At 38.0% G+C, this 24,564-nt stretch carries 22 protein-coding genes, 6 tRNA genes and 2 pseudogenes; 11 read left to right on the plus strand and 19 right to left on the minus strand.

Annotation, left to right across the window (positions count from 1 at the left end):
* Positions 1-407: 407 nt before the first annotated feature.
* The 3 genes and pseudogenes from J580_RS15060 to J580_RS15070 form a co-directional block, all read right to left on the minus strand.
* Positions 408-1,494 (minus strand): annotated as a pseudogene (locus tag J580_RS15060) (DUF6670 family protein).
* A gap of 17 nt (positions 1,495-1,511) precedes the next feature.
* Complete coding sequence (gene pssA / locus J580_RS15065) at positions 1,512-2,345, minus strand: CDP-diacylglycerol--serine O-phosphatidyltransferase (RefSeq protein WP_032004784.1); 834 nt, start codon at positions 2,343-2,345, stop codon at positions 1,512-1,514.
* Between the two features lie 41 nt (positions 2,346-2,386).
* Positions 2,387-3,244 (minus strand): 23S rRNA (adenine(2030)-N(6))-methyltransferase RlmJ, encoded by an 858-nt coding sequence (locus J580_RS15070; protein ID WP_016143005.1) that lies wholly within the window; start codon positions 3,242-3,244, stop codon positions 2,387-2,389.
* A gap of 117 nt (positions 3,245-3,361) precedes the next feature.
* On the opposite strand from J580_RS15070, the gene J580_RS15075 reads away from it, so the two are divergent.
* Both J580_RS15075 and J580_RS15080 read left to right on the plus strand, forming a co-directional pair.
* A complete protein-coding gene (locus J580_RS15075) occupies positions 3,362-3,967 on the plus strand; it encodes a 2OG-Fe(II) oxygenase (protein WP_017386964.1) in 606 nt (201 codons plus the stop codon).
* 67 nt (positions 3,968-4,034) lie between these two features.
* On the plus strand, positions 4,035-4,562 hold the full coding sequence (locus J580_RS15080; protein ID WP_002119538.1) for a hypothetical protein: 528 nt from the start codon (positions 4,035-4,037) through the stop codon (positions 4,560-4,562).
* A 62-nt stretch (positions 4,563-4,624) separates the two neighbouring features.
* On the opposite strand, the gene J580_RS15085 is transcribed toward J580_RS15080, so the two are convergent.
* The 4 genes from J580_RS15085 to J580_RS15100 form a co-directional block, all read right to left on the minus strand.
* On the minus strand, positions 4,625-4,870 hold the full coding sequence (locus J580_RS15085; RefSeq protein WP_032004786.1) for a DUF2789 family protein: 246 nt from the start codon (positions 4,868-4,870) through the stop codon (positions 4,625-4,627).
* A 172-nt stretch (positions 4,871-5,042) separates the two neighbouring features.
* Complete coding sequence (locus tag J580_RS15090; protein WP_002119517.1) at positions 5,043-6,029, minus strand: malate dehydrogenase; 987 nt, start codon at positions 6,027-6,029, stop codon at positions 5,043-5,045.
* Between the two features lie 211 nt (positions 6,030-6,240).
* Positions 6,241-6,903, minus strand: a complete 663-nt coding sequence (locus J580_RS15095) for a ribonuclease T2 family protein (RefSeq protein WP_005804634.1) — start codon at positions 6,901-6,903, stop codon at positions 6,241-6,243.
* 57 nt (positions 6,904-6,960) lie between these two features.
* Positions 6,961-8,904 (minus strand): lytic transglycosylase domain-containing protein, encoded by a 1,944-nt coding sequence (locus J580_RS15100; protein WP_032004787.1) that lies wholly within the window; start codon positions 8,902-8,904, stop codon positions 6,961-6,963.
* A gap of 287 nt (positions 8,905-9,191) precedes the next feature.
* Here J580_RS15100 and miaB point away from each other — a divergent pair, with 287 nt between their 5' ends.
* The 3 genes from miaB to ybeY are packed head-to-tail and all read left to right on the plus strand — an operon-like array spanning position 9,192 to position 12,255.
* A complete protein-coding gene (gene miaB / locus J580_RS15105) occupies positions 9,192-10,643 on the plus strand; it encodes a tRNA (N6-isopentenyl adenosine(37)-C2)-methylthiotransferase MiaB (RefSeq protein ID WP_002119558.1) in 1,452 nt (483 codons plus the stop codon).
* 37 nt (positions 10,644-10,680) lie between these two features.
* Positions 10,681-11,769 carry a PhoH family protein gene (locus J580_RS15110; protein WP_002119513.1) on the plus strand — a complete coding sequence of 363 codons (1,089 nt, stop codon included), beginning with the start codon at positions 10,681-10,683 and terminating at the stop codon, positions 11,767-11,769.
* Positions 11,770-11,778: 9 nt separating this feature from the next.
* Positions 11,779-12,255: an rRNA maturation RNase YbeY gene (gene ybeY / locus J580_RS15115; protein ID WP_002119528.1), complete on the plus strand. Its 477-nt coding sequence runs from the start codon at positions 11,779-11,781 to the stop codon at positions 12,253-12,255.
* 52 nt (positions 12,256-12,307) lie between these two features.
* Here the strand turns inward: ybeY and J580_RS15120 are convergent, their stop codons facing one another.
* On the minus strand, positions 12,308-13,192 hold the full coding sequence (locus tag J580_RS15120) for an energy transducer TonB (RefSeq protein WP_032004788.1): 885 nt from the start codon (positions 13,190-13,192) through the stop codon (positions 12,308-12,310).
* Positions 13,193-13,424: 232 nt separating this feature from the next.
* Here J580_RS15120 and J580_RS15125 point away from each other — a divergent pair, with 232 nt between their 5' ends.
* The 3 genes from J580_RS15125 (at position 13,425) to J580_RS15135 (ending at position 15,616) form a co-directional block, all read left to right on the plus strand.
* The gene (locus J580_RS15125; RefSeq protein WP_002119526.1) at positions 13,425-14,096 is read left to right on the plus strand and encodes a hypothetical protein; all 672 of its coding nucleotides are present in this window, start codon (positions 13,425-13,427) and stop codon (positions 14,094-14,096) included.
* A gap of 158 nt (positions 14,097-14,254) precedes the next feature.
* Positions 14,255-14,968, plus strand: a complete 714-nt coding sequence (locus tag J580_RS15130; protein WP_002119525.1) for a DUF3108 domain-containing protein — start codon at positions 14,255-14,257, stop codon at positions 14,966-14,968.
* 72 nt (positions 14,969-15,040) lie between these two features.
* On the plus strand, positions 15,041-15,616 hold the full coding sequence (locus J580_RS15135) for a xanthine phosphoribosyltransferase (RefSeq protein ID WP_002119547.1): 576 nt from the start codon (positions 15,041-15,043) through the stop codon (positions 15,614-15,616).
* 51 nt (positions 15,617-15,667) lie between these two features.
* On the opposite strand, the gene wrbA is transcribed toward J580_RS15135, so the two are convergent.
* Complete coding sequence (gene wrbA, locus J580_RS15140; RefSeq protein WP_212750315.1) at positions 15,668-16,270, minus strand: NAD(P)H:quinone oxidoreductase; 603 nt, start codon at positions 16,268-16,270, stop codon at positions 15,668-15,670.
* Between the two features lie 361 nt (positions 16,271-16,631).
* Here wrbA and J580_RS15145 point away from each other — a divergent pair, with 361 nt between their 5' ends.
* Positions 16,632-17,879, plus strand: a complete 1,248-nt coding sequence (locus J580_RS15145; protein ID WP_032004792.1) for a YihY family inner membrane protein — start codon at positions 16,632-16,634, stop codon at positions 17,877-17,879.
* A gap of 103 nt (positions 17,880-17,982) precedes the next feature.
* Here J580_RS15145 and J580_RS15150 read toward each other — a convergent pair whose 3' ends face one another.
* Positions 17,983-18,624: a fumarylacetoacetate hydrolase family protein gene (locus tag J580_RS15150; protein WP_005078301.1), complete on the minus strand. Its 642-nt coding sequence runs from the start codon at positions 18,622-18,624 to the stop codon at positions 17,983-17,985.
* Positions 18,625-18,663: 39 nt separating this feature from the next.
* A complete protein-coding gene (locus J580_RS15155; RefSeq protein WP_005804627.1) occupies positions 18,664-19,161 on the minus strand; it encodes a YcxB family protein in 498 nt (165 codons plus the stop codon).
* A gap of 223 nt (positions 19,162-19,384) precedes the next feature.
* On the opposite strand from J580_RS15155, the gene J580_RS15160 reads away from it, so the two are divergent.
* Positions 19,385-20,077, plus strand: a complete 693-nt coding sequence (locus J580_RS15160) for a nitroreductase family protein (RefSeq protein ID WP_032004793.1) — start codon at positions 19,385-19,387, stop codon at positions 20,075-20,077.
* Between the two features lie 115 nt (positions 20,078-20,192).
* Here the strand turns inward: J580_RS15160 and J580_RS15165 are convergent.
* Both J580_RS15165 and J580_RS23555 read right to left on the minus strand, forming a co-directional pair.
* Positions 20,193-20,269 (minus strand) — tRNA-Arg (locus J580_RS15165).
* Between the two features lie 88 nt (positions 20,270-20,357).
* Positions 20,358-20,478, minus strand: a pseudogene (locus J580_RS23555) (hypothetical protein).
* Between the two features lie 372 nt (positions 20,479-20,850).
* Between J580_RS23555 and J580_RS15170 the strand changes: the two are divergent.
* Positions 20,851-23,082, plus strand: coding sequence for a beta strand repeat-containing protein (locus tag J580_RS15170; RefSeq protein ID WP_032004794.1), 2,232 nt, complete (start codon positions 20,851-20,853; stop codon positions 23,080-23,082).
* Positions 23,083-23,146: 64 nt separating this feature from the next.
* Here the strand turns inward: J580_RS15170 and J580_RS15175 are convergent, their stop codons facing one another.
* The 6 genes from J580_RS15175 to J580_RS15200 all read right to left on the minus strand — a co-directional run bounded on the left by J580_RS15175 (position 23,147) and on the right by J580_RS15200 (position 24,371).
* Positions 23,147-23,740, minus strand: coding sequence for an HAD-IB family hydrolase (locus tag J580_RS15175; protein WP_032004795.1), 594 nt, complete (start codon positions 23,738-23,740; stop codon positions 23,147-23,149).
* Positions 23,741-23,845: 105 nt separating this feature from the next.
* Positions 23,846-23,922, minus strand: a tRNA-Arg gene (locus J580_RS15180).
* Between the two features lie 39 nt (positions 23,923-23,961).
* A tRNA-Arg gene (locus tag J580_RS15185) sits at positions 23,962-24,038 on the minus strand.
* Between the two features lie 39 nt (positions 24,039-24,077).
* Positions 24,078-24,154, minus strand: a tRNA-Arg gene (locus J580_RS15190).
* 39 nt (positions 24,155-24,193) lie between these two features.
* Positions 24,194-24,270 (minus strand) — tRNA-Arg (locus J580_RS15195).
* A 10-nt stretch (positions 24,271-24,280) separates the two neighbouring features.
* Positions 24,281-24,371, minus strand: a tRNA-Ser gene (locus J580_RS15200).
* Positions 24,372-24,564 lie beyond the last annotated feature (193 nt).

Consider the following 24,564-nt stretch of genomic DNA (forward strand, 5'->3'; position numbering starts at 1 on the left):
ATTCTGGCTCATCAATTACTGACTTAAATTTCGCTCAAATAAACTTCGAGTAATTTAAACCAATCAATCAATGAAAATTATTTCGATTAATCAATCAGTAAAAATCCACACAAGTTGTTCTTCAATTCTCTTAATGATCTTCTTCCTGGTTCGTCACCAGCAAGCTAGGTCGGCTATATTACTCTTAATCTCTTAAAAGTCAACAGGTAATTTCGATATTTTTAAAACTTAATCTTAAAACCAACTTACCATCAAATTCATCACTTAAAGCAACCAACTCAATTCCAAGTAACTGTTTTTCAACAAGTTTCTATCTGCATCACCGCCGATGGATGTGCATTATAGACCATCTCACCCCCTTTGCAATACCTTTTTTAATATTAGTCCAACAACAGTTCGCTTTTTAATCAAAAACGATAAAAATAGTCATTTTTTATATAAACATGGTTGTAAAAGCATCAATTTATCTAAAATTTTCTCGTCTTGATTCTTTTCTTGCCATCTAAGTGGACGACAATCAATATATTCACAGTATCCACCCTCTCCTTGCAGACACTGTTCATTCCAGCTTAATTGATATTGAAAGCTTCCGACATATCCCGCCGCCAAACCAAACTTATAGTCACCACGGCTTTGTGCATAAAGCTCAAAAATTATTTTTCCATTTTTCTCACATTGCCAAGAAAACTCCCTAGGCAAGTACATCTCTTTACCATTCGGTGTTTTAACCTTTGGATAAACTCGATGGATATGTAAATTTACGTCGTCTGTAAAACTTTCAACAGGCTTCCCAAATTCTTGAATATCTAATCTTGAACATAGGATGATATTCCACTGATTTCTTATTTGTAAGAATGTAAGCTGCGTCGTTTCATTTAAGTTTATAATTTGGCATGTATAGAAACATAAAGACAAGAACGGCAAGTGCAAAGCTCGCGCGTGTTTAAATCGCCCCAACCCTTCAATTTGATATTTCTGTCCTTTATAAAAAATTTCACCTTCACATATACATAGTGTTGACCAATAGTCGGAAACACCCCACTGCAAAGCAGAGGCATTAGATATATTTTCTGGAATCTGAATCGTAAGATCACACCCCATTTCTGGGTCTAATCGTTGAAGGCGAATCACGGGAATTTGCCATTGAATCAGGTCGGTTTTATCAAATTGATATAGCGCCGAATCAAACTGGCATTGGCGTCGAATAGAATATGTTTTTAAATGTCCCACACTATGTTGGCTATTACTTACAAGCACTGTTGCAGTGTCGATAGCTGAAGTTGTAATGCTGTGGGTGTTATAACACAGAGGAATACGTGGCTGTCCTACTAAACTAATATAATTAAAATAACGAAGCGGGGTTGGTAAATTTGGAAGGATCAAGCCTTGATAAACAATTTTAAAAAAGCCACGAGAAGGTTGATAAACAACCCCCTCTTTAGCATTAGGGTCCAGCTGCTGTAATTGATTAATTTCATTTATCAACTTAGGCATACTGAACCTCTTCTATTTTATGTTTTTATTGTTTCATTACTCTTGCGTGCAAATAAAGTCGTAACAAAACCAGATAGAGCATAGATAATTGAAACTGTCAAAATGCCCATTGGAATATTATAAGTGATTGCCGCAAAAATCAGTACTACTGGCAACATAACTACAAAAGGAACGCGTTTACGATCCATCTGTTTGAAAGAATAATATTTAATATTGGAAATCATGAGTAATCCCACAATTACCATAAGAGCAGCATTAATAGTTTGAATCGCAATATCACGTAAATCAAAAATAAAAGGATAATCGCGAGCAACCCAGACGAGTGAAATAATGATAATAGCAGCGAGTGGACTTGCAATGCCGATAAAATAACGCTTATCAACAACGCCAATTTGCACATTAAAACGCGCTAGTCGGAAGGCTGCGCAGGCTGTATAAACAAAACAACAAGCCAGACCAATACGACCTAAATCATGCAAACTCCAGCTATACATCAGCATTGCTGGAGCCACACCAAAAGCTAACAAGTCCGAGAGAGAATCATATTGTTCGCCAAAAGCGCTTTGCGCGCCAATTGCTCGAGCAACTCGACCATCTAAACCATCTAATAGCGCTGCAATAAAAATGGCATAGATCGCTTGATTAAAATCGCCATTCATACTTGCAATGATGGAATAGAAACCGGACAACAGAGCAGCGGTTGTAATTAAGTTAGGCCAAAGATAAATACCTCGGCGCTTCACTTTTTGTCCTTCCGGATTATCTTCTTCTTCAACCACTTCAAATGTAATCCCATCAAATGAATGTTCATTATGAGTTAAATCTTGCTCTGGTTTAGGCGCATTTGTCATTATTTTCTATTCCAAACATGTGCATTGATTTAAGTTAACTGTTACTCACCTACCAACCAGCGAACAGCAGCATGACCACCAGTTTCTTGCATGCGTAGATGCGGGAATAACCACTGTAGTGCTTGGTCTGCTTGTTCAGAGAACTGCCAAGGTGGGTTAATCACTAATAGACCACAACCATTTAGACCTACAGGAGTGTCATCTGGCCACACACAAATTTCACAAACTAACTGACGGCGAATACCCGTTTTAAACATTTTCTTTTCAAAACGCTCAATCATCGCTCGGTCTTTGATTGGATACCAAACTGCAAAAACGCCTGTTGGCCATTTTTTATAAGCTTGTTGTAAAAGTTCAACTAATTGCGGAAAGTCTTTACGTTCTAATTCGTAAGGAGGGTCAATCATAACAAGACCGCGCTTTTCTTTTGGCGGAATTACGCCAAGCAAGCCTTCATATGCATCACGCTCATGTAAACCTGCACGTTTATCACGAATGTTATGACGTAATTGCTGAAATACATCGCGCTGCATTTCAAATATAGTCGCCTTGTCGATTTCACGCATGCCTTGCAGAGCGAACCAAGGAGAACCTGGATAGCTTCCCTTACCTTCTTCAGAACGCAATTGTTCGACTAACTTCAAATATTGCTGGATTGCTTCAGGTGCCTGACGCTTTTCCATATCAGATAGTTGAACTAGACGATGAATGCCTGTGAGAAATTCTCCAGACTTTTGTGCAGGTGCCAGAGATAAATCATATTTGCCTGCCCCTCCATGCGTATCGATATAACGATAAGGTTTATCTTTAGCATTTAAACGGTTGAGAAGCTGTAGCAAAAGCACATGCTTCATAACATCTGCAAAGTTGCCCGCATGGAAATGGTGACGGTAATTCATGTTGACTTTAATTCCTCAATTCAACAAATAGTTTAACATGAAAAAAATATTCTTTCGTAAGGTTGTGATCATCTAAAATAGAGCTGCTTGATATTTTTACGATCTACTCGAGGTTATATGCACTCTCATTCACTTCCTGATTCATGGAATTTGGATCAAATTTTAGATGATTTAAATGCGCATGGCTTTGCCATTATAAATCAAGCATATCCAGATCAATATCGCGCACAGGTTTCTCAAGAATGTAGCCATCATATGGATGAGTTTAGAGAAGCAGGCATTCAAAACGGCGTTGTAAGTAATATTCGTAGTGACCATATTCTCTGGATTAACGATCAACTTCCTATTGCTCAGCAACATATTGAAACCTTAACTTTATTCTCACAAAGTCTAAATCAAGCATTCTATTTAGGGATTAAAGAGGTTGAAGCTCATTTTGCTCGTTATAATTTGGGTGAATTTTATGCTTTACATCGAGACAATCCTCAACAAAAAAATGATCGTATTATCTCAACTGTCTATTATCTACATCCAGAATGGCAAGAAGATTGGGGTGGACAATTACGACTGCAAGATAAAAATGAGAAATGGCATATTGTTAATCCTGAACCCAATCGACTGGTAATATTTCAAAGTGATTTATTACATGAAGTATTAATTTCAAAACAACAAAGACTCTCTATTACAGCCTGGCTTCGTAGTGGAAATTCCATTTGGGTCTAAAGGTTACTCTTTAAATTTGGTAAATGAACCCGATATAAGAGCTATTGATTAAAAAAGGTGATGGCGTATGTCTATTGAAAGTAAAACAATTGTGAACCGAATTGGTGAAACAGACCAACTTTATTTGACTGAAAATACGCCTGAGCTTGCTTTAGAGCGTGCTGAGTTACGCATGCAACTTGTAGTATTAAGTCGTGTTCGCCAAGAACAACTTCATTTCTTACAAGAAGCTATTGTCTTGCTTGAACAAGCTCGTATGGAATATGAAGAAATGCCATTGAGCTTATACCTTAATTTGTCTTTACACTTAGCCAAAGCCTATATGCTTTATTTTGAACTAAACAAAGAAAAACGTTTTGCGCTGATTACTCAACAAATTTTGAAGCCATTAGCACATCATGAACATGCTGATATCTATTTCTTCTTGGCATATGCGTCAGCAGCACGACAAGAGTCAGCATTAACACGACATTGGTTAACTAAATATTTATCAACGTCTACATGTGATCTTGAATTGCTTCATGGCCAACCTGTATTTGACCTTGTACGTCATGAGCCATGGTATAAAGATAAATTAAAAGTAAAAACACATTAAACTCTTAATGCAATAAAGCCTGTTTTACGTATTACTTGTAAAACAGGCTTTATTTTTTGAACTTATTTTTTCACACTGTCTTCATGCAGTTGTTCATTAAGCTCATCAATCACCACAATCCACTCATCATCTTTTTCCCAATGACTCTTCAAAAAATCGCTTTGACCTTTTGACCAAAAAGAAGCTTCATGTAATTTTTGCTCGGCTGGCAATTGATGTGTTTTGATAAAGTTTTCAATACTTTCTTCATCAGAATCTAAACCCAACTGATCAAATAAAAGCTCTAAAGTCGGTTGCTGTTCAAACATTGTTATTCTCCTATAACTTCTTTTAAATCATCTATTAACTAATCTAACAATAAAACGTTTTTACTTGCATGATAGTGTCTATATTTTCTTGTTGCTTTTTGTGTTTGCTTTTTCAGGATTCAATAAAAAAGCACTCTAAAGAGTGCTTTTTTTAACTCATCAAGTTGATGAATTATTTTACCATGTCAGCAATTGCTGCACGCTCTTCTTCAAGCTCATTTAGAGTGAAGTTGATACGCTCACGGCTGAATTCATCGATTTCTAAACCTTGAACGATTTTGTATTCACCGTTTTCAGTTGTAACAGGGAAACCGAACATAACGCCTTCAGGAATACCATAAGAACCATCAGATGGAATACCCATAGTTACCCATTTGCCGTTTGTACCAAGCGCCCAGTCACGCATATGGTCAATTGCAGCGTTAGCAGCAGAAGCAGCAGAAGACAAACCACGCGCTTCGATGATCGCAGCACCACGTTTACCAACAGTTGGAAGGAATACGTCTTTGTTCCAAGCTGGATCGTTGATTTTGTCTTTTAAGCTTTCGCCGTTTGCAGTTGCAAAACGGTAATCAGCATACATTGTTGGAGAGTGGTTGCCCCAAACTGTTAAGTTTTCGATATCAGCAACTGCAACACCAGCTTTTTGAGCAACTTGAGTCAACGCACGGTTGTGGTCAAGACGCAACATCGCTGTGAAGTTTTTCGCTGGAAGATCTGGAGCAGATTTCATTGCGATGTAAGCGTTAGTGTTTGCAGGGTTACCTACAACTAATACTTTAACGTTACGGCTAGCAACTTCGTTTAATGCTTGACCTTGGCCGATGAAAATTTCACCGTTAACTTTTAACAAGTCAGCACGTTCCATACCAGGACCACGTGGACGAGAACCTACCAATAATGCGTAGTCAGCATCTTTAAATGCAACTTTCGGATCATCAGTCCCGATCATGCCAGCCAATAAAGGGAAAGCACAGTCATCAAGTTCCATCATTACGCCTTTAAGCGCTTGTTGTGCTTTTTCAACTGGAACTTCAAGCAATTGTAAAATAACAGGTTGATCTTTACCTAACATTTCACCGCTTGCGATACGGAATAATAAGCTGTAACCAATTTGACCTGCAGCGCCAGTCACGGCAACACGAACGGGTTGCTTCATGTAATTGTCTCCAATGAGTGTCCTTAATCGGGCTAAATAGGAATTCCATCTAACCAAATCATCATAAACGGCAAAGATTGTACTCTAAAGATTTGGCAGATGCATGTAAAAGCGACTCGTTTTCACCAAAAGTCTGATAGAAAATACAAATTAATCTTTACAAATAGATTCAATGTATGGTCAGCATTTCCTTACAAAATGTTGGTAAGCTTTAATAACTACCTTTAATCATGATTTCACCAGGGCAATTCGATACCACATGATTTGCACACTGTTTATATTGACCCTTTACCGTATAACAAACTTTCACTTCTGTTAAGACCACATCTGAACGTGATAATTGACAACTAAAACGGATACCATTTTGAGGTAAGCTGGGATTAAGGCGTACAAACTGCTGTCTTAACGCGGATTGCTGCATTTCAACATTTGTTGAACTTGTGAGACTAGCCGGAATTTTTAAACGTTCAGCAAAATTAATAACCGTACGGAAATATTGGCTTGCATTCATAGGAACGCATCCGCCTACACTTTTCCAAAGCTGTACACGAGCATTATTATCAGGCATAACCCGAGCTACGACTTTGGCTTGCAATGGAGACAAGGTTGCAGAACTGTCTGTTGAGCAATTACTTTGGTTCGTTTCTGGCATGAGGCCTGTAATTGTCAGTGAATATCCTTCAAGACATTTACGTTGTTTTTGTTTAGAGGGATCTAATGCACATGCGGCAGGTGTCATTTGCACATGCATAACATACCCTTGTAAATTAACAGGTTCGGCATGTAAAACGGAACTCATCAACCCTACTCCCGCACAGATGAGCCACCATGCAAGTTGCAAAATTGAACGAAGTTCCAAATATCTATATTTCATTTAATTAAAACTTGAATATGCCAATTAAAAGAAGATCCATCATCAACCACCTTAAAGTTAAGGCGACGTACGCATTGGAATGACTTTCATACGCTGCGATAACGACTGGGCGCCTTGACCCAATATTACGCCGTAATGTGTTGCATTCGTCATAACGTGCTTGACATAGTCTCTGGTTTCTAACAATGGAATTGTCTCAGTATATTGGTCAGCCGAAATTGATTGATAGTCCGGCTGCCAACGTCTAGCCCGATTAGGCCCCGCATTATAACCTGCTGTCGCCAAAACAGGGTTATTGCTTAATTGTCCCTGAATCATCGACAAATAAAATGTTCCATATCGAATATTGGTATTCATTTCATTTAATGCAGCCGGATTATAAGTTTCACCCATTTGACGTGCAATCAACTTCGCTGTATCAGGCATAATTTGCATAAGACCACCCGCCCCAACGTGAGAACGCGCAGAAGTTACAAACCGACTTTCTTGACGCATTAAACCATAAGCCCATGCAGGATCAATTCCTGCATTGTAACTATGACTTACGACATTAGTCTTATGAGGAGTCACATAGCGATAAGTATCATTATGCTTATTTGTTGTACGATCTGCTGCATAAATTGCACGGTCATACCACCCCATGTCATGAGCACGCTTTGCCGCAGCTAAAAGTAGCCCATCGTCATGCTGAAGATACGCTTGACGAACTGCCCAATTCCACTCTCGATTCGTATAAGTTGGATTTGCATTAATACGTTTTAAAGTAAAAGCACGATTAAAGTGAATATTCTGATCTAAACGTCTTAAATCACTTGCTGTCGGCTGATCATCATAAGGTTGGTGGTTATAACGCTCACCTAAGCGATCTTTTGCTAAAAGGTTATGATAGTCATCACCCGCCTGAGCCAGTTTTCTATAAATTTGTTGTGCTGTTGCTTTAGAAGCACTATCACCACGCTGCTCTGACGCACGAGCAAGCCAATATTGCCAGCGGTCTTCTTGTTTTTGGGTTACCGTCATACTATCAATAGCGCGAATTAAACTTTCCCACGCCCCAAAACGAATCGCCTGACGCGCATAAATTTCGGCTTCTTCTGGACTTAATGGATAACCATAACTTGCATCAAAATATTGAAGAACTTCACGATTAAAATTATTTTTCATTACCGTGGTGCCACCAATATAGGCTACCGTACGATATAAATATTTTTGTACATTTTGTGGCGTACCTTGGGCAACACGCTGCACATTTGAAAAAGCATTACTTAAGTCATTATTAGCTAAACGCCCTAACGCGAAAATCAAATAAGCATAATCTGCATCATTTGTTTTAGGCGCACTCCATAAATAATTGAGTGGGTTGGCCTGAATTTGGTTAAGCTGGGCCAAAGAAAGATTCAAGCCCAAAGTTTGTGCTGTCGCGAGCGCCTGTCCCGACAAACCTGCACGCAATTGTACCCATAGACGCTGTTGTTTATCTTGTGCGCTCATTAAAGGGCTAGATAACATCATGCGCCCTAAACCTAAACAAGATTCTGGTTGTGACTCAGTTGCTAACCAAACATCTTTATATTCAGCAAAAACTAATGCATCACCGCTTTTCGCCCGCACCTGTGCCAAAGCACAATTTTCGGCTTGGTCAGGGTTGGTAACATAAGATAAGACGGGTTGAGCAGATGCAAAGTCAGCTTGTTTAACTTTTTCTTCAACATAATCGGCTGCTAATTTTTCAGCCATTGCTGATTGTGGATAGCGTTGAGCAAAGCTTACGATAGAGGCAGTAGGTTGAAAGCCAAGGTTTGTATTAAGTTTCCAATATTCTGGATAGTATCCCAACACATCATTTTGCATAGCAAGCTGATATTGGTCTAATAACGCTGTATTACCACTATTTGCAGCATTTAGTGCATCATTAAACTGCTCTTCGGCAGCATAGGTAAATGAACAACCAAGTAAACACATAGCTCCTAACCAGCTACGATGCATATATTTATTTTTCATTACACGACTATGGATTGATGAGCTCTTTCTACTTGGTCTCATATATATGCTAAACCTTGACTATTCACCTTCAACGCATAGTTTAATTATTCTTCGTGCTTTCTTTTGTTGTGTTATGTAACTCTATGATTCAACATCATTAAAATTCACCTAATTTACTTCACAAAAACCGTGTCATGTTCTGAAAGTTTACTGTTATCGGTTCAGCTCAAATACTGCTATAATAGATGGTTTGACCCATTTTGGGCCAATTTATTCTTTTTTAGATCGATCTGTTAGGAGCCTGCATGACGGTTCAAACCTTCATTCCCAATGGTGCCAAAGCTGCCTCAGAAAACACTGTTACCCAGCCAACGCACACCACTGATGTTTCAATAAAAAAACTTTATATTGAAACTCAAGGGTGTCAAATGAATGAGTATGACAGTCACCGTATGGCAGACCTTTTAGGGGATTCTCACGGTTACGTTTTGACGACCAACCCTAATGAAGCAGACATTCTGCTCATGAATACGTGTTCTATTCGTGAAAAAGCGCAGGAAAAAGTATTTAGTGAATTAGGTCGCTGGCGCAAACTAAAAGACAAAAACCCTGATCTTGTGATTGGTGTCGGTGGATGTGTTGCGTCTCAAGAAGGTGACAACATTCAAAAACGTGCGCCTTATGTAGACATGATTTTTGGCCCACAAACATTACACCGTTTACCGCAGATGCTTGATCAACATAATGCTCAAGTAGAAAAACCTAAAAAAGATAAAATCAAACTGGTTGATATTTCTTTCCCAGATATTGAAAAATTCGACTTCTTGCCCGAACCACGTGTAGAAGGGTTTAAAGCATTCGTTTCTATTATGGAAGGCTGCTCTAAATACTGTTCTTTCTGTGTAGTTCCCTACACACGCGGTGAAGAAGTTTCTCGTCCATTAGATGATGTACTTGCAGAAATTGCAGGTCTTGCGGAAAAAGGTGTCCGTGAAATTTCACTTCTGGGTCAGAATGTAAATGGATATCGCGGTGAAACCTTCGAAGGTGGCATCTGTACCTTCCCTGAATTGTTACGACTCGTTGCAGAAATTCCAGGTATTGGACGTTTACGTTATACAACATCGCACCCACTTGAGTTCTCTGACGAGCTAATTCAGTGTTATGAAGATTTGCCTCAAATGGTGTCACATTTACACTTACCTGTTCAAAGTGGATCAAATGATGTCTTACAGGCAATGAAGCGAAATCATACGATTGATGTTTATATCGACAAGATTGCTAAATTAAGAAAAATACGTCCTGATATGCACTTATCGAGTGACTTTATTATTGGTTTCCCTGGTGAAACTGATGAAAACTTCGCCGAAACACTTCAATTTATCAAAGACTTAGATTTTGATCACTCATATAGCTTTGTTTATTCAAAACGTCCAGGTACACCTGCATCAGACTTACCTGATACTACGCCTGAGCACGTTAAGAAAGAGCGTTTAGCTCAAGTTCAGAAAGTGATTAAACAGTCTAGCATTGAAAAAACTGATGCAATGCTTGGCAAAATTGAACGTGTTCTTATTGAAAAAGTTTCGGACCAAGACCCTAATATTTTACTAGGTACAGCCGATAATACACGTCTAGTCACTTTTGTCGGTGATGCTTCTTGGGTAGGTCGTTTTGCAGAGATCGAGATTACTGAAATTAAAACTTTAAATTTAGTTTACGGTGAGCTCTTGAATCTTGAGCCTGACGTGGCGTAATGTAGAGGTATTCTAAAGTCTACTGAAAGGTTTTCTCTTGACTGCAGCGATTCGACGTACCGTAACATTTCCTGAAATTTCAATGGAACGTTTAAAGAGCATCTTGGGTGCCTATAATGGGCACCTTAAGCAAATTGAACAGCGTTTAGATGTCAAAATTACTCATCGTGGAGATGTTTTTCATATCGATGGTGAGATAGATGCTGTTGGGAGAGCCGAAGCGTTATTGCAACGACTCTACGAAGAGTCTGAGGTATCTCAGCAAATCAGTGCTGATCTGTTGCATCTGTTAATTCAATCTTCTCAAACTGAACGTAATTTCGAGTTAGTTGGAGAAGAAATGGATGAACATGATGCACCAATGGATGTCTATTTCCAAACTCGAAAAGGCCGTATTAACCCACGTGGTGCCAATCAAAAACGCTACGTACAGCGTATTTTGCAAAGCGATATTTCTTTTGGTGTTGGCCCTGCGGGTACAGGTAAAACCTATTTAGCAGTTGCCGCCGCAGTAGATATGCTTGAACGTAATGAAATCCAACGGATTTTACTTGTACGTCCTGCTGTAGAAGCTGGAGAAAAGCTAGGTTTCTTACCGGGTGATTTAACTCAGAAAATCGACCCATACTTACGCCCTCTTTACGATGCTCTTTACGAAATGCTTGGCTTTGAAAAAGTTGCCAAGTTAATCGAGCGTCAAGTGATTGAAGTTGCACCTCTTGCCTATATGCGTGGTCGCACACTTAACCATTCATTTGTAATTTTGGATGAAGCTCAAAACACAACGCCAGAACAAATGAAAATGTTCTTGACCCGTTTAGGTTTTGGTTCTCGTGCAGTGATTACAGGTGATATTACCCAAGTAGATTTACCTCGAGGCCAACAATCTGGTTTGGCACATGCACTACGTGTACTCGAGAACATTAAAGAAATTCATATTACCCGTTTCCATTCCCGTGACGTTGTACGTCATCAACTTGTTCAAAAAATTGTTGAAGCGTATGAAGGTTGGGATGGTGAACAACAGCGTCTTAATGCTGAAGCACGTGCTGAACGTAAAGCACGTCAAGAAGCATTAGTTGCTGAAAACGATACAGCAGCAGACTTGCAACACCAGGATGCTTAAGGATTCATTTTGAAAATCAGTTTAAGTTTACAACAAGACTTTCAATCACCTGAGTTAGAGCTCAAACGGGCTCAACTCAAAAAAATTATTGAGACCACTTTACGCCACGTTGGTTATAAAGAAGATTGTGAAATTGGAGTTGCTTGCGTAGATCTGGATGAAAGCCAGCAACTCAATTTGCAATACCGAGAAAAAGATAAACCAACTAATGTTTTATCTTTCCCAAGTGATATTCCAGAAGAAGTTCTACCAATGCTAGATGCCTTACCATTAGGTGATTTAGTTATTTGTATTCCAGTGGTATTACAAGAGGCTTTGGAACAAAAGAAAACTGCACAAAATCATTTTGCACATCTGTTAGTACATGGTGTTTTACATTTACTTGGTTATGACCATGAAACCAGTGATGAAGATGCAGAAGAGATGGAAGGCTTAGAAATTGAAATTTTAGCAAAACTCAATATTGCTAACCCTTATCAGGAATAATCTGATCATTAGTAAAATGTGGATATCCTAAAAGTTATCCACATTTTTTTAATTAGTGAACCTCAAATTCAGCTTCAGCTGGGTCAAAACGCCAAGTACGTACAATACGCAACTCCGAAATATCTTTCATATTGGCATCAAAATGCCCAAATGGTGCGCCGCGGCGTACTGAAGACTTCGCTGCTTCATCTAGAACTGGATGACCTGAGCTTTCAAGCAAGCGAATTGCACGAATTCCCCCTTGAGCATTCAAAATTACCATTAAACGCACTTCACCTCTTAGCTGTTGCTGTTTGGCTTCTTCAGGGTAATAGCGGTTGCCATAAAGCTCTACTTTTTCACGGAACTTATCCAAATAAGCAGCCGAAGCATCTTTCTTTGCTTGAATACCATCTACTGTTTTTATCTTTTGCTGACGGCTGAAATCTTGTTGGCGTTGCAAATATTGTGCTTCAAGGCTTGCAACCATCGCAGCTTTTGCTTGAAATTGACTTTGTAATTGTTCTAGTTCTTTTTTTCTTTGGCTTGCATCCGCTTGTTTCTGCCAACTCAAAACCGTCATTAAAACTTTTTCTTCAAATTTAAGTTCTCTTTGCTGCTGAATCTTTTGCAAACTTTCTAACTCAGTATCTCCAGTTGAAGCATCATTGAGCATCGGATTTGGAGTATCACTAGAAGTCCGATGAGCTTCACGAAATGCGCCCGAGCCTTGCTGATCTGCTTGCGCTAAAAAATCTGCCTGAACAACTGGCTCATTGCTTGGCCGAATTGAAATTGCAATTTCTTTAGTAGATTGCTCTGACGAGCTAGGCATAGCAAAGTGAATGAGCAACACAAAAATATGCAGTAAGATTGCCAATATTGTTGCAGCAATAAAGACTCGGTCTTGCCACCAATGATGAAAAGGCTCTATGGATAAACTTCTTTTGTTCAACATAATCTTAAAAGCATATAAATGCCTTTTCCCCACGGTTTAATACCGAATAAAATACAAACTGATATTCAAATATGGATAAAAGTGTGATTCACTTCAAATATAGGGTTTTATCCATTTTCATTTTGTCAAAATGTATCAAGTAAATTTGCTACACTGCAATATCAAAACCCGTTTTTTATCATAATAAAGATTGTGTGGGCTCTTTAGTAAATTATCTTCTGGAAGTTCTTTTATGCAAACGCTATTTTCCTCATTAGTCAGACGCCTTCAAAAAGTCTATAAAAAAGCAGAAGCATTCATTGAGGAAGAAAGAGATTTTACATTATCGCAAACCTTTCTGAATGCTACTTTGCAACGTTACGTGACCAATAATGTTGAGTTTTTAGATGACCTACATGCAGATCTTTATCATGACTGGTTAAGATTATATGCAACTATGCATGTAAAAGGTCTAGAAACCACACTATCGGTTGATTTAAAACTGATCCAGATGGAATTTAATAAAGAACAACAACTTTTAGTTTTTGAACAAATTAGCAATACACAAATTATTGAAGCGAAATATAAAAACTTTTGGCAAAAGATCGCCGTAAAAGCCGCAGTTTTTTATTACCATAAAATTTTGAAAAAAGACCCTTTGGGGATGATTCTTGAACGTTTTAATGTAGCAGAAGAACGCGATGAACTCATTTTTCTTGATCTCAACCGTTGGTTTGGCAAAAAAGCCAGCATCATCGAGACATTAGGCAAAGTACATATAAATTACGCACGAGTTCGTGAAGCTGAGTTAGTTGTATTTGGAAATGTGAATTTAGCAGCCTTACTTTCTCGTGATCAGGACGACGATTTTGAAGAAGAATTCGCGGATTCTGAAATAACGCCAATTCAGCAAAAAGATGAATAAACGGTTTATAAATGAAGATGAATTAAATGCCAAAAAACACAAATAGATTACACATTTAGCATAAATCCTGATTTTTTCTCCATGATCAACAGGCATAATATGTTTAAGTTACAGATGCATCAGCACTGACTTTTTAGTCTGTACAAGGATATTTACTTATGGCAACAAAATTTCTGAAATCATTTGGCATCGCAACAGGTATTTCAACAACTTTGCTTTTTGCAGGCTTCTCAAGCCATGCACTTGCCATGAGCCCATTTCAGGCAAATTATCAGTTTACTTATAATAATAAAGGTATGGGGTCGGCTACACGTGCCTTAAGCCAGCAAGGTAATAACTGGACTTATAAATTCACTGCAAAAGCAGGTGGAATTGCGTCCGCAAGTGAAACAAGTAAATTTAGTTTCACCAATGGTAAAATTGGGTCTCAAAGTTTTAGCCGTACCAGCAAAATTTTGATTCATAACAACACCATGAGTATTAACTTTAATCCAAATAGCAAAACTATCTCTACCAAGAAAGATGATAAAGCTCGTTCATTTGCTTGGCAGGCAGGCGTTCTTGATGAGTTAAACGCAGAGTTACAACTGCGTGAAGACTTAAAAAATGGTTCACTGAAGTCGTCTTATCCACTTGCAGATGCAAAAGAAGTGGAGAACCGTCGATTTGTAAAACAAGGTAATGAGAAAATTAAAACCTCTTATGGAACATTCGATACCATTAAAGTGGTTTTACAACACAACAAACCTGAACGCAGTACAATCTTTTGGTTAGCGCCGAAATTAGATTATTTACCAGTTAAAGTAAGTCATATTGATGGTAAAACTTCTTATGGATTGTTATTAACAAGTTATACAGGTAAGACGAATTAAAGCTTGCATTTTTTTGGATGCTTTTTAAAATACGCATTTGCTTTAAAAAGCATCCGTCTAGAGGATTCTCCCGTGCACGCACTAGAACAGAAAATCTTAACAGAAGGTATCGTTCTATCTGATCAAGTCTTGAAAGTCGACGCTTTCTTAAACCACCAAATTGATCCTGTATTAATGCAGCAGATTGGTAAAGAATTTGCCGCTCGCTTTAAAGATGCAGGGATTACCAAGATTATTACCATTGAAGCATCAGGTATTGCACCTGCAATCATGGCAGGGTTAGAACTTGGTGTACCTGTAATTTTTGCTCGCAAATATCAGTCATTGACTTTAAAAGATGACTTATATCGCTCTAAAGTATTTAGTTTTACTAAACAAACTGAAAGCACGATTGCGATTTCAAATAAACATCTTCATTCAACTGATAAAGCATTAGTTATTGATGACTTCTTGGCAAATGGTCAAGCAGCATTAGGCCTGATTGATTTAATTCACCAAGCAAATGCAGAAGTTGTAGGTGTGGGTATTGTGATTGAAAAATCATTCCAGCCAGGTCGTGATTTATTGCTTGAAAAAGGCTACCGCGTTGAATCATTAGCACGTGTTCACTCTCTTACAGATGGCAAAGTTACTTTTGTAAAAGAATAAAATGTATATCTAAAAAAGAGCGGATATCCGCTCTTTTTTATTTGTTCAAAATTAATCTAAAAGCTTTTTAGCAATCTCTCCTAAACGTTTTCCTTGAGCTTCACACAAAATCTTTTCGTCCTGACTTAAGTTCTGGTCATGACGCGGTCCGCTTACATGGCTTGCGCCATAAGGTGTTCCACCTGTTTTAGTATTAGATAACGCTGGAATTCCATTAGGTAATCCCAAAATCATCATGCCATGATGAAATAACGGCGGCAGCATAGTCAGCAAAGTACTTTCCTGCCCACCATGCATTGAACCAGAAGAAGTAAAAACGCAAGCAGGTTTATTATGTAATGCTCCATTGAGCCAAAGACTCGTTGTTTGATCCCAAAAATATTTCATTTCACTTGCCATGTTACCAAAGCGAGTTGGGGAACCTAACGCTAAACCTGCACAATTCGCTAGATCATCTAAAGTACAATAGATATCACCTTCTTCCGGAATGCTTGGCTCGGCTATTGTGACAGCTGGAGCAATATTTGGCACTGTCCGAATTTTCACTGACATACCCGCAGACTCAACACCGTTGGCAATTAAATGAGCCATTTCTTTAGTAGAACCATATTTGCTGTAATAGAGTACAAGAATGTAAGGTTGCATCGGTTTCATAAATTTTGTTAAAAAGAACACTATACGGGATTTTTTATTTTTTTGGCGCAACCAATTTTATGAAATTCTAGAGGTGATTGATGGTGCAGTACAAAAGATAACACGAGCAAATTTATCGGACTCATCGAGTAAAAAGTTTATCTACTTTTGGTAAACCCTTGCTTAGACAACAGAAAGCCTACTTTGTTGAAAAAAGTTTATGGCTACAATTCTTTCTATAGCACATAGTAAACTTACAGAACGACTTTAATTCTATAAGTTATTATTTTGCTTTAATCTACGATTTGAGTTCTTAAGCTCATACTTTGATAAGCTATCAATCGCCCAACATGATGATTAAAAAAATCGGGATAGACGACGCATGTTACAACGTTTTTTAAGTAAGCTTCCTTTTTATAATAAAACCTGGTTTCAGTTCGTTTTATATGTATTTAAGCGTTTTGAAGCTGATCGGTGCCGTGAACAAGCTGGCTCTCTCACCTATACAACGCTATTCGCAGTTGTGCCGATGTTAACAGTTTTTTTAGTAATTATTTCTTCAATCAAAGCGTTAGAACCCGCAAGACAACAGCTGCAACATTTAATCTATAGTAACTTTTTACCAAAGAGCACGATCGCATTTGATAAAGCGCTAAATGCTTTTACAGAAAAATCTAGCAACTTAACCGTTATTGGTGTGCTTTTTTTATTCGTTACTACTGTCTTAATGCTGACCTCAATTGAAACCGTCTTTAACCGTATTTGGCGTGTAAAAGAAACTCGTAGTGGCATTATGGGCTTTATGCGCTATTGGACGATCATCTCTTTAGGTCCCATTATTTTAGGAAGCGCATTTGTTATTTCATCAACAGTTGCATCGATGAACTTATTAAGCAATAACTTCACAGGTTATCAACTTGATGGGGCATTTCTACTCTGGCTAATTTCTTTTGTACTTACTATTTTGGGTTTCTTCATTTTATATTGGACCATTCCCAATCGCACAGTCCCAGTTTATGCAGCAGGAATAGCGGCTTGTTTAAGTGCTGTACTGTTTGAAATACTCAAAAATTTCTTTAGCTTTGTGATGTCAAATTTCACTAGTTATGAAATTATTTATGGTGCATTTGCAGCAGTGCCAATTTTCCTTCTATGGATCTTCCTGTCATGGAACATTATTTTACTTGGTGTAGAAGTAAGTTTTGCTCTAACTGCTTTTCACTCGGGTAAAGAGCAGAAACGTCATCCTGTTTTAATGCTATTAGATATTCTCGAGCTGTTTTATAAAAAACAGAAACTCGGTGAAAGTGTAAGTGACAAAGAAGCTTTAGAAATTTTAGGTCGTGGAGAGATTGGCCGCTGGCCAGCTTATGTACTTTTGCTTGAAGAGCAAAATTTGGTTAAACGTACCGATAAAGATGAATATGTTCTCGCGCGCAATTTATCCCAAGTTGACTTCTGGAGTTTTTTCACTGCTCTCCCATACCCTTTACCATTACGTGAAGATATTCTAAATGTACACGATGACGATGAATGGATGGAAAAAATAGGACCAGCCTTGGTCGAATCTAATGATTATTTAGCAGCAAAACTTTCTATTCCGCTCTCAACAATTTTTGAAGAGAAATAAGAAAGTAAAACTATTTAACAGTATAGGCACTCTTTCCTACCCAATAAAAAACCCTATTATTAAAAAAATAATAGGGTTAAAAATTGGCAATTTTAGGAATGGGTTATGCTTTTACAAAAGTTTCCCATGCAAAATCTTGCGTTGCACCTTTTAATGTCATTTTCAACTGATCGCCTGCATGTAATGGTCCAACCCCAGCAGGTGAACCTGTCATAATCACATCACCTGGTTCTAGTGAAAAAACCTGATTAATATCAGTTAAAAGTTCTCCAATAGTAAACATTAACAGTGCAGTATTACCATCTTGACGCAATTCATCATTAATATGGAAAGTGAATTTGGTCTCTTGCCAATTTGTAATTTCTTTTGTATCAACCCAATCTGCCAAAACACAAGCACCATCAAAAGCTTTAGCTCGCTCCCATGGGTGGCCTTTACTTTTCAGATCATTCTGTAAGTCACGCATTGTTAAATCAAGACCTAAAGTTACTGCTCCAATCGCTTTTAAAGCTTTTTCAGGGTCAGTTTCACCTTTCAAAGGTTGATCAATACGTAACACTAACTCACACTCAAAATGGCAACTGCCCCACGCTGGATTCCAAGAAATACCGTCATTTAAACCAATCAAGCTACTCGGTGGTTTAATAAATAATATAGGGCTGTCAGGCATAGCATTATTTAATTCTTTGACATGATCGGCGTAACTTCTGCCCACGCAAACGATTTTTGAAGGACGTGTATTCATGAGGCTTCCTTTGTTGTTGCGGCTAATAATTCCAATAATTTATTTCTTAAATGTATTTTCAAATATGGTTTGATCTGAAACCTGTGCAAATGCACGCTTTGGTACAATAATTACAGTTTTATTCTTTAGCTCAAGCATGTAAGTCAGTTTGCCTTTAGCAAAAGTTTGCACATCCGTATATTGCATCACCTGCTTACGACCATTGGCATAAAGCTCAAAGTAATCTTGATATAAGTCGATTCCCTGCTCACTCTTTCCAAACTGGTAACGAACAAATTGACGCTTAAATAACATGGGTAAAAGCCAGTAACGCATCAGACCTTGCATCACCAGAAAAAACACGCCTAACCCAACATAATATCGTCCAACCCCAGAGAGACCTAAATAAAATCCCCAAATAATAATTGCGATACTAATTGCAGGTGTAAGAAAACGGGTAAATTGCTTTTTCCCAAATGTCACTAATGAAAATCCATCTTGTGACTCTTCTAAATTCAAATAGTAACGTAAAGATAAAGCTGTTTTTTGCTCAGTCATTGCACTGCATCAATACTCAATAAATCGAAACTATTAGAGCATATTCATTTCAGCTTTAAAATGAATCAAAGGCTATTTTTTATTTTGTTTAAAAGTAGAGCTTATTATGAGATTCGAAGATCAACTACGTTGCATATATAGAACATAGATTCATATTTTTTGAGCTTATTTCAGTTTTTAAAATTTCTACAATAAAAGAATCACCTTCTTAGTGGAATGTCTCATGTCTTTTTTAGCAAAATTATTTGGCTTAAATCAAAAAGCAACTGTCTCAAAAGATGTGGTTACGCAAACCACTCAAGAGTCCTCTCTTTTCAATCAGCCAAGCTTTTTAGAATTAATTAAAAAACGTCGTTCTATTTATTCGATCGGGAAAAACTTACAACATACTCCTTCGGAGATTGGAGGGTTAATTCAAGAAGCGGTCAAACATAGCCCTTCAGCATTTAACTCTCAGTCATCTCGCGTTGTAATTTTATTTAATCAGTCTCATCAAAATTTCTGGAATATTGTTTTAGATGTATTAAAAACTATTGTTCCTTCCGAAGCACTAGCGGGAACTGAACAAAAAATTCAAAGTTTTGCAGCGGGTGCTGGTACAGTTTTATTTTTTGAAGACCAAGATGTGATTAAAGGTCTACAAGAGCAATTTGAATTGTATGCTGATAATTTCCCAGTCTGGTCTGAACACTCAACAGCAATTGCACAATTTGCAGTGTGGAATGTATTGGCTGAACAAGGTATTGGAGCTTCTTTACAACATTACAATCCAATTATCGATGAGAAAATTAATGCTGCTTTTGAAATTCCTGCTCAATGGAAACTAAGAGCCCAATTAGTATTTGGTTCAATTGAAGGCGAAGCAGGTGAAAAAGCTTTTATTGAAGACGAAAGCCGTTTTAAAACATTTGGCTAATTTTTTTCAACTTCAAATCATTTAAGAGCTGGTTGCCATGAGCACTAATTTTTAAATCGAACTAATAAAAAACGGGTACAAAAAAACCGCTATATATAGCGGTTAATTCTTCAAGTGGTGCGCTCAGAGAGATTCGAACTCCCGACCCCTTAGTTCGTAGCCAAGTGCTCTATCCAGCTGAGCTATGAGCGCGTACTTGATGTTGCGCATTATACGCATTTTTTAAGGCTTAGGAAGCCTTTTTTCATCTTTCTGTCATCAAACGTCTAGTTCTTAGCCATCACTCTAGTTTACATAGCTTTGTAGCTAAAGTTATTGAAACTTTGCTCACCAAAGATGTATCTGAAATATTTTTTTTCAAATAAGTTTTATAGAGTTTTTTGAAGCTTTTTGCCATTTATCTAAAAGATAAAGGCTACTGTTTTAGTCAACATTATATAAATAATATATTTCTGGTTGAACCTAACCATTATAAGACTGTTTGAAATTTAACTAAGATAATGCTTCAAATAAGTGAAAATATGATTAAAAAAATAATTAGTTAAAATTATATAATATAAAAATTATTATTATTTTTATGTCTAAATTAAATAAATTATTATTTCTTTAAATATCATTTAATAACAAAAAATGTGACTAAAAATACACATTGACAGCTTTTGAGATCTAACCAATACTAAATCGCAATTATTGAGATACACATCTCATTAATTATAAAGCGCAATAAATAATACTTACTTAAAAATACAAAATTATATAGGAAATAGACCAACATGTTCTTACTAACAAACCTCGTATCTTCGATATCAAAAATTACTCAAGATTTGGGTAATATTGTATCGGTGAACACTACTGTAACTGGTAGCTCTTCTATTGAAGGCCAGATATCAACTTCTGGTTTACTTTCAGATACTCTATCTACAGTAACAAATACCCTTACAACAACCACAACAGGCCTTGTTTCTGATGCCGTTGGTACTGTTACTGGCAGTATCGGTTCTACAAGTCCTGTAGACACAGTAACTAATATTATTGGCGGAGTAACTGGCGGTATTGATCTTGGAACTTCTCCAATTGCTCCAGTTATTGACGTTGTTCAAGGTGGTATCGACATTCTTCAGGGTGTTGAAAGCCTAAAAACTGAAATCATCAACACAGGTATCGACACTGTTGCTGATACTATCATTGGTGTTCTTCCTCAAACTGAACACCCTGTTTCTGAAATTGCTGATCTTGGCACTCTAACTTTCGAAACTTCTCGTGACACAGTAAATGGCACGCTTGAAGTCATTTCCGATCTAGTGGGTGGAGACATTCAAGGCGCAACTGAGTCTGCTACTGGTGTCGTTGAAACATTAATCACTAATGGTACAACTGCGACAGGTATTGTTACTGACGTTGTCGGAAGCATTACAGATGTCGTTGGTGGTGTAACTGGTGGCGTTGATGGCAACCCGCTTGAAGTAATTACTGACATCATCGGTGGCGTAACTGGTGGCGTTGACGGTAACCCGCTTGAAGTAATTACTGACATTATCGGTGGTGTAACTGGTGGTGTTGACGGTAATCCGCTTGAAGTAATTACTGATATTATCGGCGGCGTAACTGGCGGTATCGGTGATGGCACATCTCCAATCGCTCCAGTGATTGATGTCGTTCAAGGCGGTATTGATATTCTACAAGGTGTAGAGAGTCTAAAAACTGAGATCATCAATACTGGTATCGACACTGTTGCTGATACTATTATTGGTATTCTTCCACAAACTGAATATCCTGTTTCAGACCTAGCAGATCTTGGCACTTTAACTTTCGAAACTTCTCGTGACACAGTAAACGGTGCACTTGAAGTTGTTTCTGATTTAGTTGGTGGTGATATCCAAGGTGCTACTGAATCTGCTACCGGTATTCTCGATACGCTGATTACAAATGGGTCAACTGCTACCGGAATTATTAATAACATTATCGGCGGTGCAACAAGTGGTGATAGCCCACTTGGCGTGGTAACCGACATTATTGGTGGTGTAACTGGCGGTGTTAGTGGTAATCCTCTTGAAGTCGTGACTGACATTATCGGCGGTGTAACTAGTGGTGTTGATGGTAACCCGCTTGAAGTAATTACTGACATCATCGGTGGCGTAACTGGTGGTGTTGATGGCAACCCACTTGAAGTAATTACTGACATTATTGGCGGTGTAACTGGTGGTGTTGACGGTAACCCACTTGAAGTAATTACTGACATTATTGGCGGTGTAACTGGTGGTATCGGTGATGGAACCTCTCCAATCTCTCCAGTGATTGATGTTGTTCAAGGCGGTATTGATATCCTTCAGGGCGTAGAAAGCTTAAAAACTGAAATTATCAACACTGGCATTGATACAGTTGCAGATACAATTATCAGCATTCTTCCACAAGCAGAACATCCTGTTTCTGAACTTGCAGACCTCGGCACATTAACTTTCGAAACTTCTCGTGACACAGTAAATGGCACGCTTGAAGTCATTTCTGATCTAGTGGGTGGAGACATTCAAGGTGCTACTGAATCTGCTACCGGTATTCTCGATACGCTGATTACAAATGGCACAACTGCTACTGGCTTAGTAACAGAAATCATTGGTGGATTGACAGGAACTATTGGTGGGGTTACTGGTGGAGATAGCTCACTAGGCTTAGTCACTGATTTACTTGGCGGTTTAACTGGTAGCGTAGATGGTGATAGTCCTCTTGGCTTAGTGACCGACCTTCTAGGCGGCTTAACTGGTGGCGTTATTGGCGGTACAGACAACCCTATCGGCATCGTAACAGATATCGTGGGTAGCTTAACGGGCGGTGTGACTGGTGAAGGCGGATTAGATGTTATTTCTAATTTACTAGGTGGATTAACTGGTGGTAGCTTACTTGGTGGTGTAACTTCGACAGTATCAAGCGTAACTAATACAACGCATACTATCGTACCTACATCATTACTTACCGATAACTTCTTAGAAAACTCTTTCAATACTGTTTAATATAAGTCATTAAAATAAAGCCACTTATTACAAGTGGCTTTATTTATTAATATATCTTTAAATATTAATTCACTTCTTCCCATCTATAATATTTCTTATGCGCTAGCTCTAACATTGCATAATCATTAGGTGTATCACCATAAGCATAAATTGTAGAATACTGAGTTAAATCATATTTGTTTTTTATTCTATTTACTTTTTCTAAATAACCACAATCACCATTAATAAAATCACCTGTCAAAATACCATCACGTATTTCAAGTTGATTACATATAACGTCTAAATCTAAAGATTGGCACCAGCTTTCTAAATAAACACCTAATGATGCAGATACAACAACAATCTGATCACCTTGTTGTTTATGCCAGAGAATACGTTCCAAAGCATTTTGACGCACACAGGTAGGAAGGATATTTTTAGCAAACTCTTGTCCCATATATTTTAGGGAAGCCGCATCATAGCCCACGTATCCCACCTGACAGAGTTTAGTTCGAATAGTTTTATCGGTTACCCATCTAAGCTTATAACCCGCTATATAAGGTGCAAGTCGAATACCACCTAGTATTTGAGTTTTTTTATTTAAAGAAAATTTAAGGAATAGACTGAATGTATCGTTATGAGTGATCGTGCCATCAAAGTCAAATAAAGCTAAGTTCATTTATGATTATCTCTAATATAATTAAAAAGTTATAAATTTAGATTTTTTAAAGTACTAAAAAACAGGCACAAAAAAACCGCTATAAAAGCGGTTAATTCTTCAAGTTGGTGCGCTCAGAGAGATTCGAACTCCCGACCCCTTAGTTCGTAGCCAAGTGCTCTATCCAGCTGAGCTATGAGCGCGTAACTTGTGTGCCTTTCAGCGATTCGTTCTATTTTACTTGGTGCGCTCAGAGAGATTCGAACTCCCGACCCCTTAGTTCGTAGCCAAGTGCTCTATCCAGCTGAGCTATGAGCGCGTAACTTGTGTGCCTTTCAGCGATTCGTTCTATTTTACTTGGTGCGCTCAGAGAGATTCGAACTCCCGACCCCTTAGTTCGTAGCCAAGTGCTCTATCCAGCTGAGCTATGAGCGCGTAACTTGTGTGCCTTTCAGCGATTCGTTCTATTTTACTTGGTGCGCTCAGAGAGATTCGAACTCCCGACCCCTTAGTTCGTAGCCAAGTGCTCTATCCAGCTGAGCTATGAGCGCATTAAGTAAATGGCGGTGAGAGAGGGATTCGAACCCTCGATACCAGTAATAGGTATGCTTCCTTAGCAGGGAAGTGATTTCAGCCACTCATCCACCTCACCGGAACGAGCCGCCATAATACAAACTAAAACCCTATTGTTCAAGTCATCATAGTGAAATTTTCTTGTTTTTTAGTTCAATGAATTATTTTTTAAGCAATTTTCTCATTATTTTCGTCTTTTTCGATCAAACGCTTGTTAAGATAGATATTATTTCTTCATCAAAATACTGTAGTGCATAACACATTATTGCAAA

This window comes from Acinetobacter sp. 1542444 (assembly GCF_000581835.1).
Classification (GTDB): domain Bacteria; phylum Pseudomonadota; class Gammaproteobacteria; order Pseudomonadales; family Moraxellaceae; genus Acinetobacter; species Acinetobacter pittii.

Bases quoted from the DNA above. Each gene is read 5' to 3' on its own strand.
- pssA (WP_032004784.1), bottom strand. From the start codon at position 2,345: ATGACAAATGCGCCTAAACCAGAGCAAGATTTAACTCATAATGAACAT.
- J580_RS15070 (WP_016143005.1), bottom strand. From the start codon at position 3,244: ATGAATTACCGTCACCATTTCCATGCGGGCAACTTTGCAGATGTTATG.
- J580_RS15075 (WP_017386964.1), top strand. From the start codon at position 3,362: ATGCACTCTCATTCACTTCCTGATTCATGGAATTTGGATCAAATTTTA.
- J580_RS15080 (WP_002119538.1), top strand. From the start codon at position 4,035: ATGTCTATTGAAAGTAAAACAATTGTGAACCGAATTGGTGAAACAGAC.
- J580_RS15085 (WP_032004786.1), bottom strand. From the start codon at position 4,870: ATGTTTGAACAGCAACCGACTTTAGAGCTTTTATTTGATCAGTTGGGT.
- J580_RS15090 (WP_002119517.1), bottom strand. From the start codon at position 6,029: ATGAAGCAACCCGTTCGTGTTGCCGTGACTGGCGCTGCAGGTCAAATT.
- J580_RS15095 (WP_005804634.1), bottom strand. From the start codon at position 6,903: ATGAAATATAGATATTTGGAACTTCGTTCAATTTTGCAACTTGCATGG.
- J580_RS15100 (WP_032004787.1), bottom strand. From the start codon at position 8,904: ATGAAAAATAAATATATGCATCGTAGCTGGTTAGGAGCTATGTGTTTA.
- miaB (WP_002119558.1), top strand. From the start codon at position 9,192: ATGACGGTTCAAACCTTCATTCCCAATGGTGCCAAAGCTGCCTCAGAA.
- J580_RS15120 (WP_032004788.1), bottom strand. From the start codon at position 13,192: ATGTTGAACAAAAGAAGTTTATCCATAGAGCCTTTTCATCATTGGTGG.
- J580_RS15125 (WP_002119526.1), top strand. From the start codon at position 13,425: ATGCAAACGCTATTTTCCTCATTAGTCAGACGCCTTCAAAAAGTCTAT.
- J580_RS15130 (WP_002119525.1), top strand. From the start codon at position 14,255: ATGGCAACAAAATTTCTGAAATCATTTGGCATCGCAACAGGTATTTCA.
- wrbA (WP_212750315.1), bottom strand. From the start codon at position 16,270: ATGAAACCGATGCAACCTTACATTCTTGTACTCTATTACAGCAAATAT.
- J580_RS15145 (WP_032004792.1), top strand. From the start codon at position 16,632: ATGTTACAACGTTTTTTAAGTAAGCTTCCTTTTTATAATAAAACCTGG.
- J580_RS15150 (WP_005078301.1), bottom strand. From the start codon at position 18,624: ATGAATACACGTCCTTCAAAAATCGTTTGCGTGGGCAGAAGTTACGCC.
- J580_RS15155 (WP_005804627.1), bottom strand. From the start codon at position 19,161: ATGACTGAGCAAAAAACAGCTTTATCTTTACGTTACTATTTGAATTTA.
- J580_RS15160 (WP_032004793.1), top strand. From the start codon at position 19,385: ATGTCTTTTTTAGCAAAATTATTTGGCTTAAATCAAAAAGCAACTGTC.
- J580_RS15170 (WP_032004794.1), top strand. From the start codon at position 20,851: ATGTTCTTACTAACAAACCTCGTATCTTCGATATCAAAAATTACTCAA.
- J580_RS15175 (WP_032004795.1), bottom strand. From the start codon at position 23,740: ATGAACTTAGCTTTATTTGACTTTGATGGCACGATCACTCATAACGAT.